General features: G+C 32.5%; 19 protein-coding genes and 1 pseudogene. 11 read left to right on the top strand and 9 right to left on the bottom strand.

Features of this window, described 5'->3' with window-relative positions; translation table 11 throughout:
* The first annotated feature begins 102 nt into the window (after positions 1–102).
* Positions 103–1,194 carry a glycosyltransferase family 9 protein gene (locus RMO83_RS07580; RefSeq protein ID WP_310559072.1) on the top strand — a complete coding sequence of 364 codons (1,092 nt, stop codon included), beginning with the start codon at positions 103–105 and terminating at the stop codon, positions 1,192–1,194.
* A 186-nt stretch (positions 1,195–1,380) separates the two neighbouring features.
* On the opposite strand, the gene RMO83_RS07575 is transcribed toward RMO83_RS07580, so the two are convergent.
* Entirely contained in the window at positions 1,381–2,148 is a 768-nt protein-coding gene (locus RMO83_RS07575) for a lipopolysaccharide kinase InaA family protein (RefSeq protein WP_310559071.1), read from the bottom strand.
* Between the two features lie 89 nt (positions 2,149–2,237).
* Here RMO83_RS07575 and RMO83_RS07570 point away from each other — a divergent pair, with 89 nt between their 5' ends.
* Positions 2,238–3,308: a glycosyltransferase family 1 protein gene (locus RMO83_RS07570; RefSeq protein WP_310559070.1), complete on the top strand. Its 1,071-nt coding sequence runs from the start codon at positions 2,238–2,240 to the stop codon at positions 3,306–3,308.
* Positions 3,309–3,310: 2 nt separating this feature from the next.
* Here RMO83_RS07570 and RMO83_RS07565 read toward each other — a convergent pair whose 3' ends face one another.
* On the bottom strand, positions 3,311–4,162 hold the full coding sequence (locus RMO83_RS07565; protein WP_310559069.1) for a hypothetical protein: 852 nt from the start codon (positions 4,160–4,162) through the stop codon (positions 3,311–3,313).
* Positions 4,163–4,320: 158 nt separating this feature from the next.
* Between RMO83_RS07565 and RMO83_RS07560 the strand changes: the two genes are divergently transcribed.
* The 6 genes from RMO83_RS07560 (at position 4,321) to RMO83_RS07535 (ending at position 9,737) form a co-directional block, all read left to right on the top strand.
* Positions 4,321–5,274, top strand: a complete 954-nt coding sequence (locus RMO83_RS07560) for a hypothetical protein (RefSeq protein ID WP_310559068.1) — start codon at positions 4,321–4,323, stop codon at positions 5,272–5,274.
* 43 nt (positions 5,275–5,317) lie between these two features.
* The gene (locus RMO83_RS07555) at positions 5,318–5,914 is read left to right on the top strand and encodes an L-threonylcarbamoyladenylate synthase (RefSeq protein WP_310559067.1); all 597 of its coding nucleotides are present in this window, start codon (positions 5,318–5,320) and stop codon (positions 5,912–5,914) included.
* 58 nt (positions 5,915–5,972) lie between these two features.
* The gene (locus RMO83_RS07550; RefSeq protein ID WP_310559066.1) at positions 5,973–6,347 is read left to right on the top strand and encodes a GxxExxY protein; all 375 of its coding nucleotides are present in this window, start codon (positions 5,973–5,975) and stop codon (positions 6,345–6,347) included.
* 24 nt (positions 6,348–6,371) lie between these two features.
* Entirely contained in the window at positions 6,372–7,808 is a 1,437-nt protein-coding gene (locus RMO83_RS07545; RefSeq protein WP_310559065.1) for an HD domain-containing protein, read from the top strand.
* 51 nt (positions 7,809–7,859) lie between these two features.
* A complete protein-coding gene (locus tag RMO83_RS07540; protein WP_310559064.1) occupies positions 7,860–8,882 on the top strand; it encodes a COX15/CtaA family protein in 1,023 nt (340 codons plus the stop codon).
* Positions 8,883–8,963: 81 nt separating this feature from the next.
* Positions 8,964–9,737: a CDP-alcohol phosphatidyltransferase family protein gene (locus RMO83_RS07535; protein WP_310559063.1), complete on the top strand. Its 774-nt coding sequence runs from the start codon at positions 8,964–8,966 to the stop codon at positions 9,735–9,737.
* Positions 9,738–9,829: 92 nt separating this feature from the next.
* Here RMO83_RS07535 and RMO83_RS07530 read toward each other — a convergent pair whose 3' ends face one another.
* The 4 genes and pseudogenes from RMO83_RS07530 to RMO83_RS07515 form a co-directional block, all read right to left on the bottom strand.
* The gene (locus RMO83_RS07530) at positions 9,830–10,588 is read right to left on the bottom strand and encodes a LytTR family DNA-binding domain-containing protein (RefSeq protein ID WP_310559062.1); all 759 of its coding nucleotides are present in this window, start codon (positions 10,586–10,588) and stop codon (positions 9,830–9,832) included.
* A gap of 109 nt (positions 10,589–10,697) precedes the next feature.
* The gene (locus RMO83_RS07525; protein WP_310559061.1) at positions 10,698–11,048 is read right to left on the bottom strand and encodes a 2TM domain-containing protein; all 351 of its coding nucleotides are present in this window, start codon (positions 11,046–11,048) and stop codon (positions 10,698–10,700) included.
* Positions 11,049–11,064: 16 nt separating this feature from the next.
* Positions 11,065–11,370 (bottom strand): annotated as a pseudogene (locus RMO83_RS07520) (2TM domain-containing protein).
* Between the two features lie 18 nt (positions 11,371–11,388).
* Complete coding sequence (locus tag RMO83_RS07515) at positions 11,389–12,726, bottom strand: histidine kinase (RefSeq protein WP_310559060.1); 1,338 nt, start codon at positions 12,724–12,726, stop codon at positions 11,389–11,391.
* A 370-nt stretch (positions 12,727–13,096) separates the two neighbouring features.
* Here RMO83_RS07515 and RMO83_RS07510 point away from each other — a divergent pair, with 370 nt between their 5' ends.
* From RMO83_RS07510 to RMO83_RS07500, 3 genes are all read left to right on the top strand, one after another.
* Positions 13,097–13,654 (top strand): sugar O-acetyltransferase, encoded by a 558-nt coding sequence (locus tag RMO83_RS07510; protein ID WP_310559059.1) that lies wholly within the window; start codon positions 13,097–13,099, stop codon positions 13,652–13,654.
* Between the two features lie 95 nt (positions 13,655–13,749).
* Positions 13,750–14,289, top strand: coding sequence for an IS1096 element passenger TnpR family protein (locus RMO83_RS07505; RefSeq protein WP_310559058.1), 540 nt, complete (start codon positions 13,750–13,752; stop codon positions 14,287–14,289).
* A 173-nt stretch (positions 14,290–14,462) separates the two neighbouring features.
* A complete protein-coding gene (locus RMO83_RS07500; protein ID WP_310559057.1) occupies positions 14,463–15,521 on the top strand; it encodes a nucleoid-associated protein in 1,059 nt (352 codons plus the stop codon).
* Positions 15,522–15,652: 131 nt separating this feature from the next.
* Here RMO83_RS07500 and yidC read toward each other — a convergent pair whose 3' ends face one another.
* From yidC to RMO83_RS07485, 3 genes are all read right to left on the bottom strand, one after another.
* A complete protein-coding gene (gene yidC, locus RMO83_RS07495; RefSeq protein WP_310559056.1) occupies positions 15,653–17,560 on the bottom strand; it encodes a membrane protein insertase YidC in 1,908 nt (635 codons plus the stop codon).
* 141 nt (positions 17,561–17,701) lie between these two features.
* A complete protein-coding gene (locus RMO83_RS07490; RefSeq protein WP_310559055.1) occupies positions 17,702–19,315 on the bottom strand; it encodes a CTP synthase in 1,614 nt (537 codons plus the stop codon).
* Between the two features lie 409 nt (positions 19,316–19,724).
* The gene (locus RMO83_RS07485) at positions 19,725–20,288 is read right to left on the bottom strand and encodes an ATP-dependent Clp protease proteolytic subunit (protein WP_310559054.1); all 564 of its coding nucleotides are present in this window, start codon (positions 20,286–20,288) and stop codon (positions 19,725–19,727) included.
* Positions 20,289–20,583: the final 295 nt, after the last annotated feature.

The following is a 20,583-nucleotide window of genomic DNA, read 5'->3' as shown; positions in this document are numbered from 1 at the left end:
CAATAATTTAAATTCCAAATTCCAATTGTTGAATCGATTGGAATTTGGAATTTTTATTTAAAACTTATTTCTCAAAATCGATTTTTTTTGCTTCAATTTGTAATGTCAAAAATCGATTCCTTCTTCGTAATGAAAATACTAGTTATTCAACAAAAAATGATCGGCGATGTGCTTGTTAGCAGCATCATTTGCAATAATTTGCGTAAAGCCTATCCAGATGCCCAAATTGATTATTTGGTTTACGAATCGACTATTCCTGTATTGGAAGGCAATCCCAATATTGACAATGTTCTAATATTTCAAGAAAAACACCGCAAAAGTAAAAGAGAATTCTTGAATTTGGCACACAAAATTCGGGGAATCAAATACGATTTGATCATTGATGCGTATTCCAAGTTAGAAAGTTGGCTGATTGTTTTATTGAGTGGAGCCAAAAGAAAAATCTCGTATAAAAAATTTGGCCGCACTTTTTTATATACTGACAATGTCCCGTTTGCCGAATTTCCAAAAACAAATTTGGGCTTGGCCATCGAAAGACGACTTTCTTTGTTAGAACCTCTTGATTTGAAAATTGAGATTGATCCTTTTCCCAAATTATATGTTACCGATACAGAAAATCGGGATGCAATTGCTCTTTTTAAACATCATCATTTAAAGAAAGACCGGAAAACAGTTATGATTAGCCTTTTGGGAAGCGAAAATCAAAAAACGTATCCTCTAGAATATATGGCAAAAGTGGTGGATTTCATTGCCGACAATCAAGATGTCAATATTCTTTTCAATTATTTTCCAAAGCAAATCAAGGATGCCACAATCGTTTTTGACGCTTGCAAACCTTCCACACAAGAAAAAATCTATTTTAATTTATTAGGAAGTGATTTGCGTTCCTTTATTGCCCTAATTAACAATTGCGATTTGATTATTGGCAACGATGGAGGAGCAATTAATATGGCAAAAGCTCTAGAAAAACCCTCTTTTACTATTTTTTCGCCTTGGATAGAAAAGAAAATTTGGGCGACTCTGGAAGACGGCCTACATCATATTTCGGTACATTTGAATGATTTTAAATTCCAATTATTGGCTTCAAAAAAGGAGAAAGAACTCAAAAAAAATGCACTTTTCTTGTATAAAGAATTCGAACCCGAATTGTTCAAGGATAAAATCGAATTGTTTTTGAAACAGAATCTTTTATGAAATCATTAATATAACAAGTTTTTTTAACCACATAGAAGAAACGTTGTTTGAAAGACAAAAAAAGACCATCATAGCAATAAATTTTGCACATAGAATCTATGAAATCTATTCAAAAGCGAAGCTTTCTTCTTATCATTTTTTAAACTTTAAACTCTATGTGGTTTAAAAAATTAGCCACATATAAAATTAAGACTTCCAAAATTTCAATTTCTTTTTCAAGCGAATTTTTTTGGCAAAACGCTTTTGAAAATTATTAGTGTAAAACCACATTTTTTCGAAAATATCTTCTTCTTTTTGATCCGTATATACTTTAGAATATTCGTTGCTCATCACCGCAATCATTTCTTTTTTTGGCGTCAAATGACTGAGGTTTTTCATCCTAGAGTCAAAATTCATGCTGTCGTGAAAATTCATTCGATTCAAATCAACCAAGAAGAAATCGTAGTTTCTATCAAAATTTTTTTTAATTAAAGTATTTCCAGGAGAATGGTCTAAAAACTCGATTCCTTTTTCGTGTAAATCAAATGAAAAGCGTGTGAATTGCCTTAAAATATTCTCGTGATCCGGAAAAACAGGGATTTCAACCAATTCTCTATAAGTCAAATCGCATTGAAGGTGTTCGCAGATATAATAACTATCGCAGAGTCCAATAAAGTCTTGGTGTTCAAAAAAAGCGATAGGCTGTGGCGTTCCAATTCCTTTTTCCAACAATGTTGTAGCATATTCAAAAGAACGTCTCGCTTTGGATTTTCTAAAATATTTGTAGGCTATTTTATTAATTAAATGCGGGATTTTGAATGACTTTACATTGATGGTTTTTCCATCAACCTCAAACAATTTGATTTTATTTCGTTGTCCATCGCCAAAAAGAATCCCAGTGGAGCTAAAATTTTTTATAATCGATAAAAAACTTGACTTGTTTTTCAGGAAATTAGAATGGATATTTGTTATCATCAAAACGCATAATTATTATAAGCAAAAGTAGTCAATGCTTTTTGGTTATACAATTTAAACCCTACATTTGCTTAAATTTGATCCCTGCCATGACAAAGTCCATTTTTCTGGAAACCCATAACCTCAAGAACAAAGCTACTGGATTAGGAACTTTTAATTATGAATTGATTAAAGGATTTTCGCAATTAGAGTTTGATGATTTAGAACTGACATTAAATGTAAAAAATCCGAGATTACTTCAAACCGAATTTGGAGAAAAATTCATATACCACAAATACAAAAACTTATCTCGTCATTGGATTTTCAGAACTAGAAAAAAATACGATTTGTGGCATTCTGTAAATCAAAATACAAAAGTGGAACCTTTTCACGTCAATAATTACTTGCTGACTGTTCACGATGTGAACTTTGTGGAAGAAATCTCTACAGACATCAGTCATAAAGTAAATCAATTATTTATCGAAAAACTAAAAAGAGCTACAGCGATAACTTATATTTCTGAATTCGCAAAAAAACAAACACACCAGTATTTTGATGTTCCAAAGATTCCTGAATATTTAATTCATAACGGAAATCCTATTTCGACAATTTTGGACACTTCAAAATTCATTTCACCAATTCCGGTCGACAAACCCTTTCTATATTCGATTGGCGACTTTTTGGAACGCAAAAATTTTCTGTCGTTAGTTAAAATGATGGTTCACATAACCGATTTCAATTTAATTTTATCGGGAAACAACAATAAAGCGTACGGCAAGGAAATTGAAAATTTTATAAAAGAAAACAACTTGCAAAACCGCGTTTTTCTGACCGGAAAAGTGAACGATTTGGCCAAACAATTTTATTTGTCAAAATGCCTTGCTTTTGTTTTTCCGTCTATCAGGGAAGGTTTTGGCCTTCCTCCAATTGAAGCAATGAGTTTTGGAAAGCCCGTGTTTTTGTCAAATAGAACTTCATTACCCGAAATTGGAGGCAAAAATGCCTATTACTGGGATAATTTTGATCCAGAATACATGAAAACTATTTTGATCAACGGATTGAATCATTTCAATGCTAATCAGAATGAAATGAAGGAACTCATGAAAAAAAGAGCAGCAAGTTTCGATTGGAAAATTGCTGCTGCTGAGTATTTGAAAGTCTATAAGGATATCTTGTTATAAAACTATTTAAACAAGAATTTAAACCATTGTCCAAAATTCTTTCGAGCCAGAAAAAAGGAACTTATTCTTATTGTATCACTTGATTTAAAATTTATTAATAATTCCTGAAGAGAATTACCTTTCATATATTCAATTGTTTTCCAATGCATTGGATCGAGATAGAAAAATCCGCGAATATTTTTATAATTGGAAACATTTACAGAATCCCATTTTTCTAAAAATTCTTCCTTGTTTATATCCTCGTTATGTCCCCAATTATCTAACTTTTTTTCAAGTTCACTCCTAGATCTTGACAAGCAATCATGCAACGAAACAGAATTTACATATATTGATCTGCATTTACCGTGCCGACCAATTTTATAATTTGGATAGTTGGTTGCTACCATAAACTTATCTAGTTTATCGACATACATAACTCCTCCTTCAACATATTTATACAAATTGATTTTGAAACAACAAATTTGCACAATTTTACTCTGCGGATTTTTTAAAAATTTATTTTTGCTTTTTAAATAGGCGACGAACTTTTCAAAATCATAAAAATACTCGTCCGAATCTAATTGAATCAACCAATTCCCAATCCCCATTTTTTCTGCAAGCATTTTTCGCTCTCGCACTTCACACTGCATTGTTGTTAGGGTTGCGATATAAAATTCTTCTTCATAAAAAAAAATTTTATTATCAACATCAAATACCTTGATCCAATCAAAAAAATCAGGATTAATTTCAATGGAATCCCCTTTCCATGTTTTCCTATTTTTATCAATAGCCAAAAAAATGGTATCTGATTCTGTATATATAGTTGGCAATGAATTTTTTAATAATTCATAATCATATGAAACTAAATAACCCACTTGTATTTTTCCTGACATTGATGCTGTATAAAATTTGTTGCAATTTACTATTTAATATCTACTTTTGCTGAACAGTAAAAAAATATGATTTATTTTTTATAAATTATTTCTGAAAAGAATTGTTTCTAAAACAATAACTCATTTTTAAGCCTAACTATATGAAAATTTGCCTAATCAGTTTCGACTTTTTCGATTTTGACCATTATATTGTTCTAGAATTAAAAAGACGAAATATTGACGCAAATCATATTGACATCTCAAAATTTCATTATAAGTATAGTTCTTTTTTCGACAAAATCACTAATTTCTTTTTTAAATTATTTTTTAATAAGAATATTAAGAAAATAAAAACGGAACAATACATCCTTGATTGCCTAAAACAACTGGGTCATCAAGATGTTATTTTAGTACTTCGACCAGATAGAATAAGCAAAAAAACACATTTAAAAATAAAGGAGCTTACTGACTTATACATATCATACATTTATGATAGTTGCAAAAGATTTCCAATTAAAAATCTAACTAAAGGTGTTTTTAAAAAAGTCTTTTCATTTGATTTATTTGACTGTGAAAAACATAATTTTACATTTATTACTAATTATATTTATTTAGAAAAAAAAGAATTAGGTGATAAAACTGAAATTAAAAATACCGTTTTTATTATTTTATCTATTGATGAAAGATTTGAGTTTTTAAATAAACTAGCCAATTACTTTACCGACAAAAACATTGATTTTAAATTCATAATAGTAGGAAAAAAAGAACCTAAAGACAGTAATCCAAAAATTATTTTTAGAAAAAAACCTCTTTATATCAATGACCTCAGAGAAGAATTAGAAAATTCAAAAATATTCTTAGACCTCATTAGACACAAGCATGACGGATTAAGTTTTAGAATATTTGAAGCAATGGCAATGCAAAGAAAAATTATTACTACCAATAAGTCTATAGAAAAATACGATTTTTATAATCCTAATAATATTCTGATTCTTGATAAAAACAACATAAATATAGATTCTAGCTTTTTAAATACACCATATATACCTTTAGAAGAAAGTATCTACAAAAAATACACTATAAATCAATGGGTTGATACTGTATTCGATTTATAAAAATATAAAATAGCAATAAAAGATAGTTTTAAATAGTAATATTATGGAAAACCTCAACGAGGAAGTTCACAAAGCATTCGAAGTAATCCAACAAGGCGGAATTATCCTTTACCCGACAGATACCGTCTGGGGAATTGGTTGTGACGCCACAAATCCTGATGCTATTGCCAAAATCTATACACTCAAGCAACGAACCGAAACTCAATCGATGATTGTCTTGATGAATGGTGAGAAAATGATGTATAACGTTTTCAAGGATATTCCAGAAGTGGCTTGGCAAATTATTGATTTATCCGGCTCGAGCGATAGCGAACAGGCGAAGCAAAAACCAACTACACTAATTTTAGACAAACCCAGAAATGTGGCACCCAATTTAATAGCTGTTGACAATACATTAGGAATCCGAATCGTAAAAGAGCCTTTTTGTTTTAAACTAATTGAAAAGATGCGAAAGCCATTGGTTTCTACATCGGCAAATATTTCAGGACAACCAACTCCTATTGCCTTCAAAGATATTAGTCCAGAAATTATAAAAGGTGTGGACTATGTAGTAAATTTGCACCGCGATAAAATTGCAGGAAAACCTTCGACAATTATAAAATTAACGAACGATTCGCAGGTAAAAGTGATTCGAAAATAATTTTTTTTCGCCACAGATTCACTGATTTTTTTTTAAAAATTAAATCTCACAGATTATTATGTCAGACTATTTATATGAAGATGATACATATAAAATTATTGGTGCTTTAATTGAAGTCCATAAAAATTTGGGGAAAGGTTTCTCCGAAATTGTATATAAAGATGCTTTTGAATATGAGTTAAAAAAGATTAACTTTTCTTTTGATAGAGAGAAAGAGTATTTAGTTCATTATAAAGATATTATTTTAAATCATAAATTTTATGCTGATTTTATCGTACTAGATAAAATCATAATTGAAATAAAATCAACAGATTCAATACACGAAAAGCATATTTCACAATGCTTAAACTACTTGCACGTTTCTGGACATAGACTTGCTATTTTAGTAAATTTCAACAAGACTTCTCTTGAATACAAAAGAATTATTAAATAATCTTTTAAAAAAATCAGTGAATCAGTGGCTACAGTAAAACCCAACTACACCAAAGCATTAAATACTAAAATATTCGAAGTCATTTCTCAAGCTTCGCAAGAACTTAACGTAGAAAGTTATGTGATTGGTGGCTTCGTGAGAGATTTAATATTGGAAAGAGACTTCAAAAAAGACATCGATATTGTTGCTGTGGGTAGCGGAATTGAATTGGCGTTAAAAGTTTCGGAATTATTGCCTAAAAAACCAAAAGTGCAGGTTTTTAAGACCTACGGAACAGCAATGTTACGTTATGAAGAAACCGAAATCGAATTTGTAGGCGCTCGAAAAGAGTCTTACAATCTTGACAGCCGAAATCCCGTTGTTGAGAACGGAACCTTAGAAGACGACCAAAACCGTCGTGATTTTACCATCAATGCTTTGGCGTTATCTTTAAAAAAAAATAATTTTGGTGAATTGTCAGATCCTTTTAACGGATTGGATGACCTGAAAAACAAAATCATAAAAACGCCGTTAGATCCAGAAATTACATTCTCTGATGACCCTTTGCGAATGTTGAGAGGCATTCGTTTTGCAAATCAATTGGGATTTGATATTGAAAAAAAATCCTTGCAATCCATCAAAAAAAATGCTGACCGAATCAATATTATTTCTGGAGAAAGAATTGTCGATGAATTGAATAAAATTCTTTCAACTGACAAACCTTCTATTGGATTTTTACTATTATACAAAACTGGTCTTTTAGATATTATTCTTCCGGAATTAACTGCTTTAAACCAAGTGGAAGAAATTGAAGGACAAACCCACAAAAACAATTTTTATCATACGTTGGAAGTGGTCGACAATATCTGTTTAAAGACGGACGATGTTTGGTTGCGTTGGTCAGCATTATTGCATGATATTGGAAAAGCTCCAACGAAACGTTTCAACAAAAAACAGGGTTGGACGTTTCACGGTCACGAATTCTTGGGTGGGAAAATGGCCAAGAAAATCTTCGAAAGATTGCGAATGCCGTTGAACCAAAAAATGAAATTTGTACAAAAAATGGTGGTGATGAGTTCGCGTCCCATTGTTTTATCTGAAGATATGGTCACCGATTCTGCCGTGCGCCGTTTGGTTTTTGATGCCGGCGAAGATGTTGAAAGCCTAATGACTTTATGTGAAGCCGATATCACAACCAAAAACCCCAATAAATTCAAAAAATACCATCAGAATTTCGAGATTGTTCGCAAGAAAATTGTAGAAGTCGAAGAACGAGATCAAGTTCGTAATTTTCAACCGCCCATTTCTGGAGAAGAGATTATGGCAATTTTTAATTTGCAACCATCACGCGAAATTGGAGTTTTGAAAGAAGCCGTAAAAGAAGCTATTTTGGAAGGCGAAATCCCGAATGACTATCAGGCTGCTTATGACTTTGTGTTAAAAAAAGGACAGAAATTAGGGCTAAAGATTAACGCTTGTTAAATTGATATTTAATTGAATATAAAATATCTTTGCAAAAATTAAATCAAAACAATGATTAAAGAAAATAAATCAGTCATTATCTGGTTACTTTCAGGTTGCTGCTTATTGTTTATTATGGTTGTGGTTGGCGGAATCACCCGATTAACAAATTCAGGCCTTTCAATGACCGACTGGCATTTAGTTACCGATACTTTTCCTCCGCTAAGCGAGGAAAAATGGTCGCAAGCATTCGAAGAATACAAGAAATTTCCAGAATACCAAAAAATAAATATCCATAACGACTTCACAATTAGTGATTACAAGTTCATCTATTTTTGGGAATGGTTTCACCGATTGATAGGAAGAATTATTGGTTTGGTTTTCATCATTCCGTTTATCTATTTTCTCCTTAGAAAACGGCTCTCTAGCGAAACTTTGAAAAAGTGCTTCGTACTATTAGGAATGGGTGCTTTTCAGGGATTTCTGGGTTGGTTTATGGTTCGAAGCGGTTTGATTGACAATCCAGACGTGAGTCATTACCGACTAGCATTACACTTGACTTTTGCATTTATCACCTTTGCTTATACGCTTTGGGTAGCCTTGGATTTGATTTATCCCAACAAAAAAGAAGTTATTCTCCCATTACGAAAAATAGCTCGAATTGCTTTAGTTTTTTTACTAGTGCAAATCATCTACGGTGGTTTTGTTGCTGGATTGAATGCCGGTTTAATACACAACCATTGGCCATTAATGAGCGACGGACAATTCCTTCACGAAAGTGTTATTTTAGAAAAAAATACTTGGTTTCAAAGACTAACAGAAGGAAAAAGTGGAGTTCAATTTGTGCATAGAACGCTTGCTTATTTTGTAGTTGGAATCATTCTTGCTTTATTTTTCCAAAGTAAAAAATACACGCTTAGTTTGCAACAGAAAATTGGAATCAATGCATTGCTACTCATTGTTTTTATACAATTCAGCTTAGGCGTTTTTACCTTGCTTTACAGTGTTCCACTATGGCTTGGATTGACTCATCAAATAATGGCTTTCTTTTTGCTCACAGCGATGACCTATACTTTGCATCGACTTTCTAAATAAAAAATAACCTACTAAACAACTGTAGGCAATTGATATAATTACCGGACTATATTGTCACATTCTTTTTTTGAACATCTATAAATGTCTAAACTTGCTGCCGAAGATAAATTCTTAGATTTGTCGGATTACGGAAGACCGATTGCAAAACTATTTGCCAATCAATTAAAAAACACGCGATTTACACCTATTCACGTCACCCTGCTTTTTGGTGTTTGTGGCTTAATTGCCATTTACTGCATTTTGCAAAACAATTACTTTTTGGCTAGTTTTTTCATCGTCTTGAAATCGATTATTGATGCTGTAGATGGCGAACTGGCTCGACTAAAAAACACACCTTCTTATGTTGGAAGATACCTCGATAGTGTGTTTGATATTATACTCAATTTTTTCTTTTTTATGATGATTTGCTATCGGTCCGAAACTTCATTTTGGATGGCATTATTAGCCTTTTTTTGCATCCAATTACAAGGAACTTTATACAATTATTATTATGTAATTTTGAGAAATAATTCAATTGGAGGAGATAAAACCAGCAAAATTTTCGAAGACAAGTCACCAATAGCTTTACCTGGAGAAACTCAAAAATGGGTCAATATTTGGTTTGGAATTTACACAATTGTCTATGGCATTTTCGACAAAATAATTCACACTTTAGACAGTGAAGCATACAAAGCAAAAACGTTTCCTAACTGGTTTATGACGTTCGTTTCTGTTTACGGATTGGGTTTTCAATTACTAATTATTGCAATCATGCTGCCTATGAATTTGATAGAATTTATCGTTCCTTTTTTTATTACCTATTCCTTACTGATTTTTTTCATAATAGGAATAAGAAAGTCCTTTTTTAGAACTTAAATCACCATAGAGATAATCTATATTGAATTCGTAATTAATTAAACACCAGTATTTTTAAGTATGTTTATCTGTTATAATAATTTAATATAGAATCATCCTATCCAATTTTTAAATTCTTGAACCTTTTCTCTGCTTACAATCACCTCTTCCTCTTTATAAGAAGGTAAAATTACCTTCAATCTTGAGTTCGAATACACCACAATTTCCTTAATCGATTTTAATGGAATAATGAATTTTCTGCTAATTCGGAAGAAATTTTTAGAATCTAATTCTTGCTCCAAAACTTCTAAACTGCTTTCAATTAAATAATTCCTATTGTCAAAAGTATGAATATAAGTTCCTTTATTTTCGCTAAAAAAACATTCAATTTCATCAGTAGAAATCACTTTGAGATGCTGCCCTATTTTGACCGTAAACCGAGTTTTGAAATTAGCATCGAATGGATTTTGGAACATTTTTTTTATTTGTTCAAAATCCAATTGCAGGGTATTTTCTAGTTTTGGCAAACGTGTTTTAAATTTAGAAATCGCCACTTCCAAATCATCTACATCAATGGGCTTTAAAAGGTAATCAATAGAGTTTAATTTGAATGCTTTTAGGGCATATTCATCATAAGCCGTCGTGAAAATTATAGCACTTTTTATGTTCACTTTTTCAAAGATTTCAAACGACAATCCATCCGATAATTGAATGTCAAGAAATATCAAATCTGGATGCTCATTTTTAGAAAACCACTCAATGGATTCCTCAACGGAATGTAGCATCACTCCAGCATTGATATTGAGTTTTTCGAGTTTGCGTTGGAGCAATCTTGCTGCAGGTTTTTCGTCTTCGATTATTATTGTCTTCATTGGGAAGTTAGGGGTTAAGGGCGAGAAGTTCGAGGGTTTAAGGGTTAAGAGTTCTGAAGTTAATAATCTGCAACCTGAAATCTGAACACTAGAAAACTGAATACTTCTCCTACTCCCATTTTTCGCTTTTTTCTTTTTCCATAAACTCTTTGATTTTCCTCTCTTCCCAGTTTTGTCCAAAAAATATATTTCTTCCAAAAACTGATAATCCATGAGCCAATAAACCAATTCCCCAAAATAGTGCTGTTGAGAAGGTTTCCCAACTCCAAAAATCAAAATTTTTATTGGAATTTCCATAATAATTACCATAAACGATAAATATATTTACCAAAACATAAACCATCACGTGTACATAAAACCCTTTGATTCTTTTTACTCGTTTATAAGCCAAATTGTAGCGCTCATCTGGATTAAAATTCTCTGATTGGTATTCCTCAAACATTCTTCTTGATTGTCTCATTTTTTTAAAATTTAAATTATTTCCAAGTTTCCTTATTTGTTTTTTCATTTTCCATAATCTCTTTAATTTTTTCCTCTTCCCAATATCTACTAAAAAAAGGCATGTAATTAAAGACTTTTAAACCGTGAAAAATCACTCCAATTCCCTACCATAAAAGTGGCCAATAAAACCACAAATGTTTTGGCGAAGTCACTAAATTGAGAACCAACAAACCTGCGTTAACAGCGACATATGAAATTAAGTTCCCATAAAACCCTTTGATTTCTTCTACTCTTTTTTTTGCTTTAAAATAGCGTTCTTCTTCTTGATAATTATTTTCCATCGTTTCAAATAGTTTATATTATTTCCAATTTTGTTTGTTTTCCTCTTTTTTTAAAATCTCTTGAATTTTACGCTCTTCCCAATTGGAACTGTAGCCAAAAACTTTGAAAGCGTGCATCAAAAGTCCAAATCCCCAACCTACCGCCGAAAACCAAAACCATTGAAAATGTGGAGAATACATCAAATTCACAAAAATTAAAATTGGAATCACACAACAATAGGCAATTAAATTTCCATATAATCCTTTGAGTTCTTCTACTCGTTTTTTGGCTCTGTAATAAGCTGTATTTTCATTATAAGTTGCTGTTTCCATAATCGAAATTTGTTTGGTTAAAATAGGTATTTTAACGGTGAAGGTTTGTTCGCTTTGTTCTATTAAAACTTTTCTGTTGGTGATAATTCCGTAGCGATTGATGATGTTTTGCAAACCAACTCCATTACGTTCCTGTAAAACTTCTTTCTTTTGATAATCATTTTGAATGGTTAAATAATCTCCTTCAACATAAATCCGAATGTGCAAAGGTCTTTGTTCGCTAACCACATTATGCTTTACCGTATTTTCCAATAAAAGCTGCAATGACAGCGGAACAACCTTTGCGTCTGCGATATTTACGGTTGCCGGCAATTCATAAAACAAACTGTTTTCGAATCTCATTTTTAACAAATTCATATACGTTTTGGCGAAAGCCAATTCTTCTTCAACCGAAACTAATTCTTTGTCTTTTTGTTCTAAAACATAGCGGTATATCTTTGACAACGAAGTGGTGAATTTTTGTGCATTTTCAGGATTTTCCTCAATCAAAGAACTCAAAACATTCAAACTATTGAATAGAAAATGAGGATCGATTTGGTTTTTTAAGCTTTCGAATTTAGCCGAAGCCGTTCCAGCAATGATTTTCTGCTCTTTGACTTTATTCTCTTGAAGTGCTTTGTAAAAATAAAAAGAATGAATAGCCAAAGAAACGATCAAAAAGATGACTACAGGAATGACAAAATTTGACATTTCTTCATTTTGAATATAATCCTGAAAAGATTGCTTTTCGACAATGACATCTTCAAAAATTCGCAAAAGAAAAACCACGAAAAAAGTAATGCAGAAAGTGCTGACAAATCCAACAATAAGCCTATTTATTGAAAATCGATTCGTTTTATAAACTGAATCCAGAAAAATAAATACCAAAGCATTGGCATAATACAAACTCAATCCATAAAGCATTGTATAACAAAAATTTACCCATAGAAAATAATTAAATTGAATGTTATTTCCATTAATGTATTTTAATAGCATCAATACAAAAAATATACTTAATGAAATTATAAATGCCTTTGGAAATTCTTTTACTAATTTGTTACTCATTTTATTTTTTTTTAAAACTTTGAAAGGTTTAAATAGGAATTATATAAATTTTAATTACAATTTTTAAAAGCAGCTTCAGCTCTTTCTAAACCCCATTTTGGCAAAAAAGTGTTTTCAGGTTTAAAAGTAACAAAAAGTACGATAGTTTTTTTCATTTGTTTTTAGCTATAACAAACTGCAAATAAAGAGTACGATTACGATAATAATTTTGGTCATAATTTTTACTTTTTATGTTGTTAATTAATGCTGGAACAAATTTATGGGGGTTTTAACAGTTTAAAAATTTAAACTTACCGAATTGAGGAATTATGGGGATGAATTGTATTCTTGTATAATTTCTTTTATATTTACAATACACTATTAAACCGTTATGAAAACCGAAAAAGAGAAAATGATTGACGGAGAAGCCTATCTAGCAGGCGATCCAATTTTAGTAAAAGACAGACGAAAAGCAAAAAACTTACTCCATAGATTAAACGTCATTGAATATCGAATAACTAAAAAAGCAAGAGAAATAATCCAAGAATTAATTCCGAATACTGGAGCAAATCTTTACATTGAACCGCCCTTTTTTTGTGATTACGGATACAATATTAGTTGTGGCGACAATGTATACTTTAATGTAAATTGTGTTGTTCTTGATGGAGCCAAAGTCAGTATTGGATCCAATGTTTTTTTCGCACCCAATGTTCATTTGTACACTGCCAATCATCCGCTTGACGCTGAATCAAGAAAAACACTCGAAAACGCTTTGCCCATTTCTATTGGAGATGATTGCTGGATTGGTGGTAACTCCATTATTCTTCCTGGAATTACTATCGGGAATGGTTGTGTTATTGGCGCAGGTTCAGTTGTGACAAAAAATATTCCCGATAATTCATTGGCCGTTGGAAATCCTGCAAAAGTGATTAAGCAATTAAATTTATAATTTACATAACTAAAAATCTTTTCAACAAATCCGAAATCTAAAATCTAAAATCTAAAATTAAATTTTACCTTTGAACTTTCAATAAAAACAAAATTATGGTTTATAAATTTAGAGTAATTCTCGATGCCGCAGACGACATTTTTAGAGATATTGCGATACTTGCCGACGATACGTTAGAAGATTTTCACAACGCCATTTTCAATTCTTTTGGATTTGACGGTATGGAAGTGGCTTCTTTCTACACTTGTGACGATACTTGGAATCAAGAAGACGAAATTCCGATGTTTGACACTGGTGATATTCCTGGTGAACAAAAAACAATGAGCGATTACTTACTTTCGGATATTTTGGACAAAGAAAATACTAAGATTATTTATGTTTACGATTTCATCAGTATGTGGACTTTCTTGGTAGAACTAGCCGCAATCGAAGAAATTGTTGCTGGAAATACCTATCCAGAAACTATTTTCTCTGTAGGTGAAATGCCCGCTGAAGCGATGGATAAACATTTTATTGCTGAGGACGAAGAGGAAGAATTTAATGAATTTGAAGATGACCTCGACGAAGAAGACCTCGATATGTTCGAAAGTGACGATAGCTTCGAAGATTACGGGTTTGAAGAGAATTGGAATTAGTCCTCACCCCAGTCCTCTCCGTAGGAGAGGGAGCCAAAACTGGATTAAAATAATATGAGTAAAGTACTTTTTCTCATTTCTAAATAAAATCACCTAATATTTAAACCCACAAACTCACTTCAAGTCTCCCTCTCCTTGGGAGAGGGTCGGGGTGAGGAAAATCTTTATAACTAATGATAAACCTATTCAATACCCACATTGAAACCTTATCCATTCACAGAGTGGGAAATAAAAGCCGCAACGAAGCTATCTTTTTATCTGAAAACCCTTTTAGTTTAAACGACGAAATTGTTCCTTTAATCAAAGAATATTTCTTTAAACCGTTTAGAGAAAAAGAAGAAAATTACTTTCAGTTTGCCCACGAAGTCGATTTGGAATACAATGATATGTTCAAAATGGCTACTCAAATATTTGAAAATCCGAGTACTATTCATGAAGTTTCAAAGCAAATTACTACTCATTTATTTGAACAATCAAACCATCCACACATCAAAAACGGCGAAGTTTATGTGACACATTTGACGAATATCAATATCGACAACAATGTTGTTGATGCGATTGGGATTTTCAAAAGCGAATTACAATCGGATTTCTTGCAGTTTGAAGAGAAAGAATCTAATTTAGAAATGATTTTGCAACACGGAATCAACCTCAGCAAATTAGACAAAGGCTGCATCATTTTCAATTATAAAAAAGAGGAAGGTTATAAAATCTTGACCGTTGATAGTAATCGTTATGATGCCCGTTATTGGTTGGAACATTTCCTTTCGGTTGATGCTTTTGAAGACGAGAATTTCATCACCAAAAAATACTTGAAATTCTGCCAAGGATTTGCCAAAGATGTAGTTTTTCCTGCCGAGGACAAAAAAGAAGAAGTGATGTTTATGAATCGCTCGGTCAATTATTTTGCCAAAAATGACCAATTTGAAGAAAGCAATTTCTTGAATGAAGTGCTGGACAATCCTGATTTGATTCCTGAATTCAAAAACTACAAAGTGGATAAAGGCGAAAAATACAGCATCGAAGACGTGACGACTTTTCCAATTGCGAATGCAGCCGTTTCAGATGCCAGAAAATCAATTAAAAACGTAATCAACTTAGACACCCAAATTCAAATCAAAATGGATTTCATCAATCCGGAAAGTGCCGAAAAATATGTAGAAAAAGGTTGGGACGAAGAAAAGCAGATGTATTATTACTTAGTATATTTCAATAAAGAAGTGAAAAGCTAGTTTTCAGTCTTCAGTTAAAAAAAGTGTTCAGTTTCATCCAAAGCCACTAAATCGGAAACAACAATTTTTGACAAATTGTCCTAAAAACGAAACCAAAAAAAAATCCCGAAAATTTCGGGATTTTTTTATGACTATTTCTTAGCTTTTTTTGCTTTTTCAGCTTCGGCTTGTTCCATAACTTGTTGCAGTTTTTGTTGGAACTTCCCTTGTTTTTTAGGTTCCTTCAATTTATTTTCTTGAATTTGGGCGTGAATTTTATCGCTATCGATGAAATATCTTTTGATAACAATCATAATTCCTATGGTAATCAAATTCGAAATAAAGTTATACAAACTCAATCCCGCGCCATAACTATTGAAGAATATTAACATCATAACTGGCGAAACATAAATCATAATTTTCATCATTTTGGCCATATCTGGCATTCCTTCTTGTTGAGGCGCAGCCATTTGCTGATCGCCAGAAGTCATTTTCATATAAAAGAAAATCGCAATCGCGGCCAATATTGGAAATAAACTAATATGATTCCCATATAACGGAATGTGAAATGGTAGTTTTGCTATGGCATCAAATGAAGACAAATCATCGGCCCAAAGGAAACTTTTTTGTCTCAACTCGAATGCTGACGGAAAAAACTGAAACGAAGCATACATAAACGGAAGTTGAATCAATGCTGGAATACAACCCGCCATTGGATTTACGCCCGCTTTGTTGTACAACTTCATTGTTTCCTGTTGTTTCTTCATTGGGTCTTTTTTGAATTTATCACCCAATTCAGTAATTTCTGGACGCAATACTTTCATTTTTGCTTGTGACAAAAATGATTTAAACGTGATTGGTGACATGGCAATCTTAATCAAAATCGTGAATATGATAATTGCGATTCCCAATGAAAGTCCAATAGTAGTACTTAAAAATCCAAACAATGGAATGAAAATAAACATATTAATCCAACCGAAAATTCCCCAACCTAATGGAATAATTTTTTCAAGATTTTTATCATAATGTTTTAATGTTTTATAATCTGATGGCCCAAAATACCAGTTCATTTTATAATCAATTTCACCATTACTGAAAGCTAAAGGTACATTTGCTTTTAATTGTTTAGTAAAAACGGTATCAATTGTTTCGTCATTAACTAATTTTGTCGAATGCAGTTTTGAAGTCTCAAAAGGTTTGTCTGTCAATAAAATGGAAGTGAAAAAATGCTGTTTGAAAGCAATATAACTCACTTTGATTGGCGTATCTTCAGTGTCTTTACTAGATACTGATGTACTATTGTTTTTACCGTCTTCATATTCATAACGAATATCCGTATATCGATCTTCATACGAAATACTTTTCTCGTTTCTGTATGTCTTTAAATTCCATTCTAAATCTAATGGTTTGGCAGTATTCAAAACTTTATTCAAACCTTGAGAACGCAAATCGAAACCAACCATATAATCATTTGGTTTCAAAATGTATTTGTATTCCAGGAATTCATTGGCACCAGCCTTTAATTTCATTGAAAGGATTTGATCTGATTCGACTTTGGTTAAAGTTGGTTCGAAATAAAGCACTTTTGTATTTAAAGTACGATTATCGCTGGTTTTCAATTGAATGTTCAAATTGGCATTATTGTCTTTGATCAACTCAACCAATTGTCCTGAACCTTTTTCAAATTTCTCTTGGTTTTTGAGGGTAGCATTGACAATATAACCACCTTTGTTGGCGATTTTTAGTATTACTTTTTCATTTTCGATAGTGGTAAAACCTTCTTTTGCCGATGGAAGTGTTGCAGAATAAGCAAAACCGCCTAATGTTTTTTGCAACTGAACCAATTGAGTTGAATCTCCTGCTACTGCAACGGTTGGAATTGCAAGTGGTTTAACTGCTACTGCCTTTCTTTGAGCTTCTTTGGCAACAAGTTCTTTCTTGGCTTTTTCAGCTGCAATAGTTGCTTCCGAAGGCTTGTTGTTATACATTATCCAAATCAAGATACCAAAAATCAATACGAAACCAATAATCGAATTGAGGTCTAATTTTTTTTCTTCCATTTTTAATTTTTTATCCTCACCCCGACCCTCTCCAAACCTGTCTGCCGACAGGCAGAGGAAAGGGAGCCGAGTCTGGAATGTGTTTATTTACTATTTACTTATTATTTTATACCCGAGTTCCCCCTTTGGGGGCTAGGGGGCTTATTTCTTCTTTGTTTTTACAACTGCTGCCACAAAACTTACAAACAGTGGATGCGGGTTTTCTACGGTGCTTTTGTATTCTGGATGGTATTGCACTCCAATGAAAAAAGGATGGTTTTCTAATTCTACAATTTCTACCAAGCCTGTTTCTGGATTAACACCCGAAGCTTTCAGTCCCGCTTTTTCCAAAACGGCTACATAGCTGCTATTGTATTCGTAACGATGACGATGACGTTCAGAAATAGTTTCCTTTCCGTATATTTTATAGGCCAATGTATCTGGTTTCAAATTACATTTCCATGCACCAAGACGCATTGTGCCACCTTTATCTGTAATGGTTTTTTGTTCTTCCATCAAATTGACAACAGGATGCGACGTTTCCGGATTCATTTCGGTAGAATTGGCATCGGCATAACCTAGAACATTTCTAGCATATTCGATAATCGCCATTTGCATTCCCAAACAAATTCCTAAAAACGGAATTTTATTTTCACGAGCATAACGAACGGCTTCAATTTTTCCTTCAATTCCTCTTCCGCCAAAACCTGGCGCCACAAGAATTCCATCTAATCCCGACATTTTCTCTGCTACATCATCGGCATTAAGAAATTCCGAATGAATAGAAACCACGTTTACCTTAGTTTCATTAGAGGCACCAGCGTGAATAAATGCTTCTAAAATGGATTTGTATGAATCTTGCAATTCAACATATTTCCCAATTAAACCAATATTTACGGTATGTTTTGGATTTTTTAATCTTCGCAAAAAGGTGTTCCAATGTTTTAAATCTGGAGCGGCTTTTTTTGGTAAATCCAATTTTTTCAAGGCCACTACATCAAGTCCTTCTTCGAGCATTAAATTAGGCACTTCATAAATCGTTGAAGCATCGATAGATTGTATAACGGCCTCTCTTTTTACATTGCAAAACAAGGCTAGTTTATTGCGCAATTCTTCTGAAATTTCGTGTTCAGTTCTGCAAACTAAAATATCAGCTTTGATACCGCTTTCCATCAAAGTTTTAACGGAATGTTGCGTAGGTTTTGTTTTTAATTCTCCGGCTGCTGCCAAATAAGGAACCAAAGTCAAATGGATGACAATTGCGTTATTTTCGCCCAAATCCCAAACCAATTGACGAACTGATTCTATGTAAGGTAAAGATTCAATATCTCCGACGGTTCCGCCAATTTCAGTTATTACAATATCAAAACCGCCCGATTTACCAAGCAATTGCATTCTGTCTTTAATTTCATTGGTGATATGAGGAACCACTTGAACTGTTTTCCCAAGGAATTCGCCTCTTCGTTCTTTTTCGATAACCGAAAGGTAAATTCGTCCCGTGGTTACATTATTTGCTTGCGAAGTTGGAACATTCAGGAAACGCTCGTAGTGTCCTAAATCTAAATCGGTTTCAGCACCATCATCAGTCACGTAACATTCTCCGTGTTCATAGGGATTTAATGTTCCTGGATCAACGTTGATGTATGGATCAAACTTCTGGATAGTCGTTCGATATCCTCTTGCCTGCAATAATTTTGCCAATGAAGCCGCAATTATCCCCTTCCCTAAAGAAGACGTAACTCCGCCTGTGACAAAAATATATTTTGTTTGATTCATTTTACTGTTGTTGTTGTTGTAGTTGTTGCCTGCCTGTCGACAGACAGGTTTGTTGAAATTGCAAGCGAATAGTTTGCAAAAACGCTGCAAAAATACAATTATAAATTGAGAAAAAACTAATATGAAATTGAGATAATTTTGAATTTATCGACAAGTATGACTTGATTATCATTTTTTGGTTACAAATCATAAATAAAAAAAACCTATTCAAGATTTTACATCTGGACTAGGCCTTTCAATTTAATAATTCTTTTGATTATTTTAGATGTTTATAAATTATACGTTTATTAAAACATTAAAGCTTAGACTAAAAAAACTAAAACTTTCTATTGGGGAACACCTTTTTCAATCTATTCTTTTATTGTCCAGAATTTGTGAGCTGAACTGAAATATTTGACAAAAGTGGGCTCTATTGGAAATTCATAATTAAATGTACTGCACCAACAGGAATTGCGGGGAATTTAATTTCTTGGATTATTTCTTTTTCAAGAGCAAATTCTACACTTCGATCTTCTCCTTGATGAAAGAGAGCTTCTAATTCCGTTTCAGTAAGTTTCGAGTTTTCACTAATTGTTTTGGTAATTCTTAACTCCATACTTGTAAGCCGGCTAACCGATTCTGTAAGACTGTTTTTATTAAAACTCCCGTTTAAATTCATTGAAACACCATGAAATAAAAATGACGCATTTGGAGAGGCAAATTTCTTTTCGCCTGCTGCGAATATAACGTTGGCAATAGAATCGATTTTCCCAACATTATGCATTCCGATAGAGATTGCAGGTTTTAAACTTACAAGATAATTATAAAGGACAAATCCTGAGTCGACATCACCGCCGCCTGAAGCAATCAAGAAAATGATTTCCGAAGGATTATGATTTTTGATTGCATCATTTACAAACACTATAAATTTGTTCACTTTGATAACATCAATTCCATCAAAGAAATTTATGTATAAAATTTTATTGTTTTCCATTTTTAACTGTCATTATTTTGAAGCTTGTATGAGCCTCTTATCTATTAGCAATAATTACTGACTTTATTCTGGTGGTATTTAAAACTTTGTCAAAGTCAAAATACATCTAAAAACCGTGGCAAATATATTAGAAAATCAAAAATTATCAGTGTTTATTATTTAGTCAACCCTTAAAAAGAGCTATTTTTAATTTCCACAAAAATAGGAATATTATTTTCAGGATAGAAGTTGAACAAATAATTAAGCCAAAAAACAATTTGTTCCTTGATTTGGTTGAATCGGAGCTTAAAATTGT

The organism is Flavobacterium sp. (assembly GCF_031423415.1).
GTDB lineage: Bacteria > Bacteroidota > Bacteroidia > Flavobacteriales > Flavobacteriaceae > Flavobacterium.
The sequence above is the reverse complement of the archived record's forward strand: the minus strand, read 5'-3'. Positions and strand labels throughout refer to the sequence as shown.

What these genes read in the sequence shown, in the direction of transcription:
- RMO83_RS07505 (WP_310559058.1), top strand. Translation starts at nt 13,750, where the DNA reads ATGGTTTATAAATTTAGAGTAATTCTCGATGCCGCAGACGACATTTTT.
- RMO83_RS07555 (WP_310559067.1), top strand. Translation starts at nt 5,318, where the DNA reads ATGGAAAACCTCAACGAGGAAGTTCACAAAGCATTCGAAGTAATCCAA.
- RMO83_RS07580 (WP_310559072.1), top strand. Translation starts at nt 103, where the DNA reads ATGTCAAAAATCGATTCCTTCTTCGTAATGAAAATACTAGTTATTCAA.
- RMO83_RS07515 (WP_310559060.1), bottom strand. Translation starts at nt 12,726, where the DNA reads ATGAGTAACAAATTAGTAAAAGAATTTCCAAAGGCATTTATAATTTCA.
- RMO83_RS07560 (WP_310559068.1), top strand. Translation starts at nt 4,321, where the DNA reads ATGAAAATTTGCCTAATCAGTTTCGACTTTTTCGATTTTGACCATTAT.
- RMO83_RS07535 (WP_310559063.1), top strand. Translation starts at nt 8,964, where the DNA reads ATGTCTAAACTTGCTGCCGAAGATAAATTCTTAGATTTGTCGGATTAC.
- RMO83_RS07510 (WP_310559059.1), top strand. Translation starts at nt 13,097, where the DNA reads ATGAAAACCGAAAAAGAGAAAATGATTGACGGAGAAGCCTATCTAGCA.
- RMO83_RS07530 (WP_310559062.1), bottom strand. Translation starts at nt 10,588, where the DNA reads ATGAAGACAATAATAATCGAAGACGAAAAACCTGCAGCAAGATTGCTC.
- RMO83_RS07490 (WP_310559055.1), bottom strand. Translation starts at nt 19,315, where the DNA reads ATGAATCAAACAAAATATATTTTTGTCACAGGCGGAGTTACGTCTTCT.
- RMO83_RS07540 (WP_310559064.1), top strand. Translation starts at nt 7,860, where the DNA reads ATGATTAAAGAAAATAAATCAGTCATTATCTGGTTACTTTCAGGTTGC.
- yidC (WP_310559056.1), bottom strand. Translation starts at nt 17,560, where the DNA reads ATGGAAGAAAAAAAATTAGACCTCAATTCGATTATTGGTTTCGTATTG.
- RMO83_RS07525 (WP_310559061.1), bottom strand. Translation starts at nt 11,048, where the DNA reads ATGAGACAATCAAGAAGAATGTTTGAGGAATACCAATCAGAGAATTTT.
- RMO83_RS07575 (WP_310559071.1), bottom strand. Translation starts at nt 2,148, where the DNA reads ATGATAACAAATATCCATTCTAATTTCCTGAAAAACAAGTCAAGTTTT.
- RMO83_RS07485 (WP_310559054.1), bottom strand. Translation starts at nt 20,288, where the DNA reads ATGGAAAACAATAAAATTTTATACATAAATTTCTTTGATGGAATTGAT.
- RMO83_RS07500 (WP_310559057.1), top strand. Translation starts at nt 14,463, where the DNA reads ATGATAAACCTATTCAATACCCACATTGAAACCTTATCCATTCACAGA.
- RMO83_RS07570 (WP_310559070.1), top strand. Translation starts at nt 2,238, where the DNA reads ATGACAAAGTCCATTTTTCTGGAAACCCATAACCTCAAGAACAAAGCT.
- RMO83_RS07550 (WP_310559066.1), top strand. Translation starts at nt 5,973, where the DNA reads ATGTCAGACTATTTATATGAAGATGATACATATAAAATTATTGGTGCT.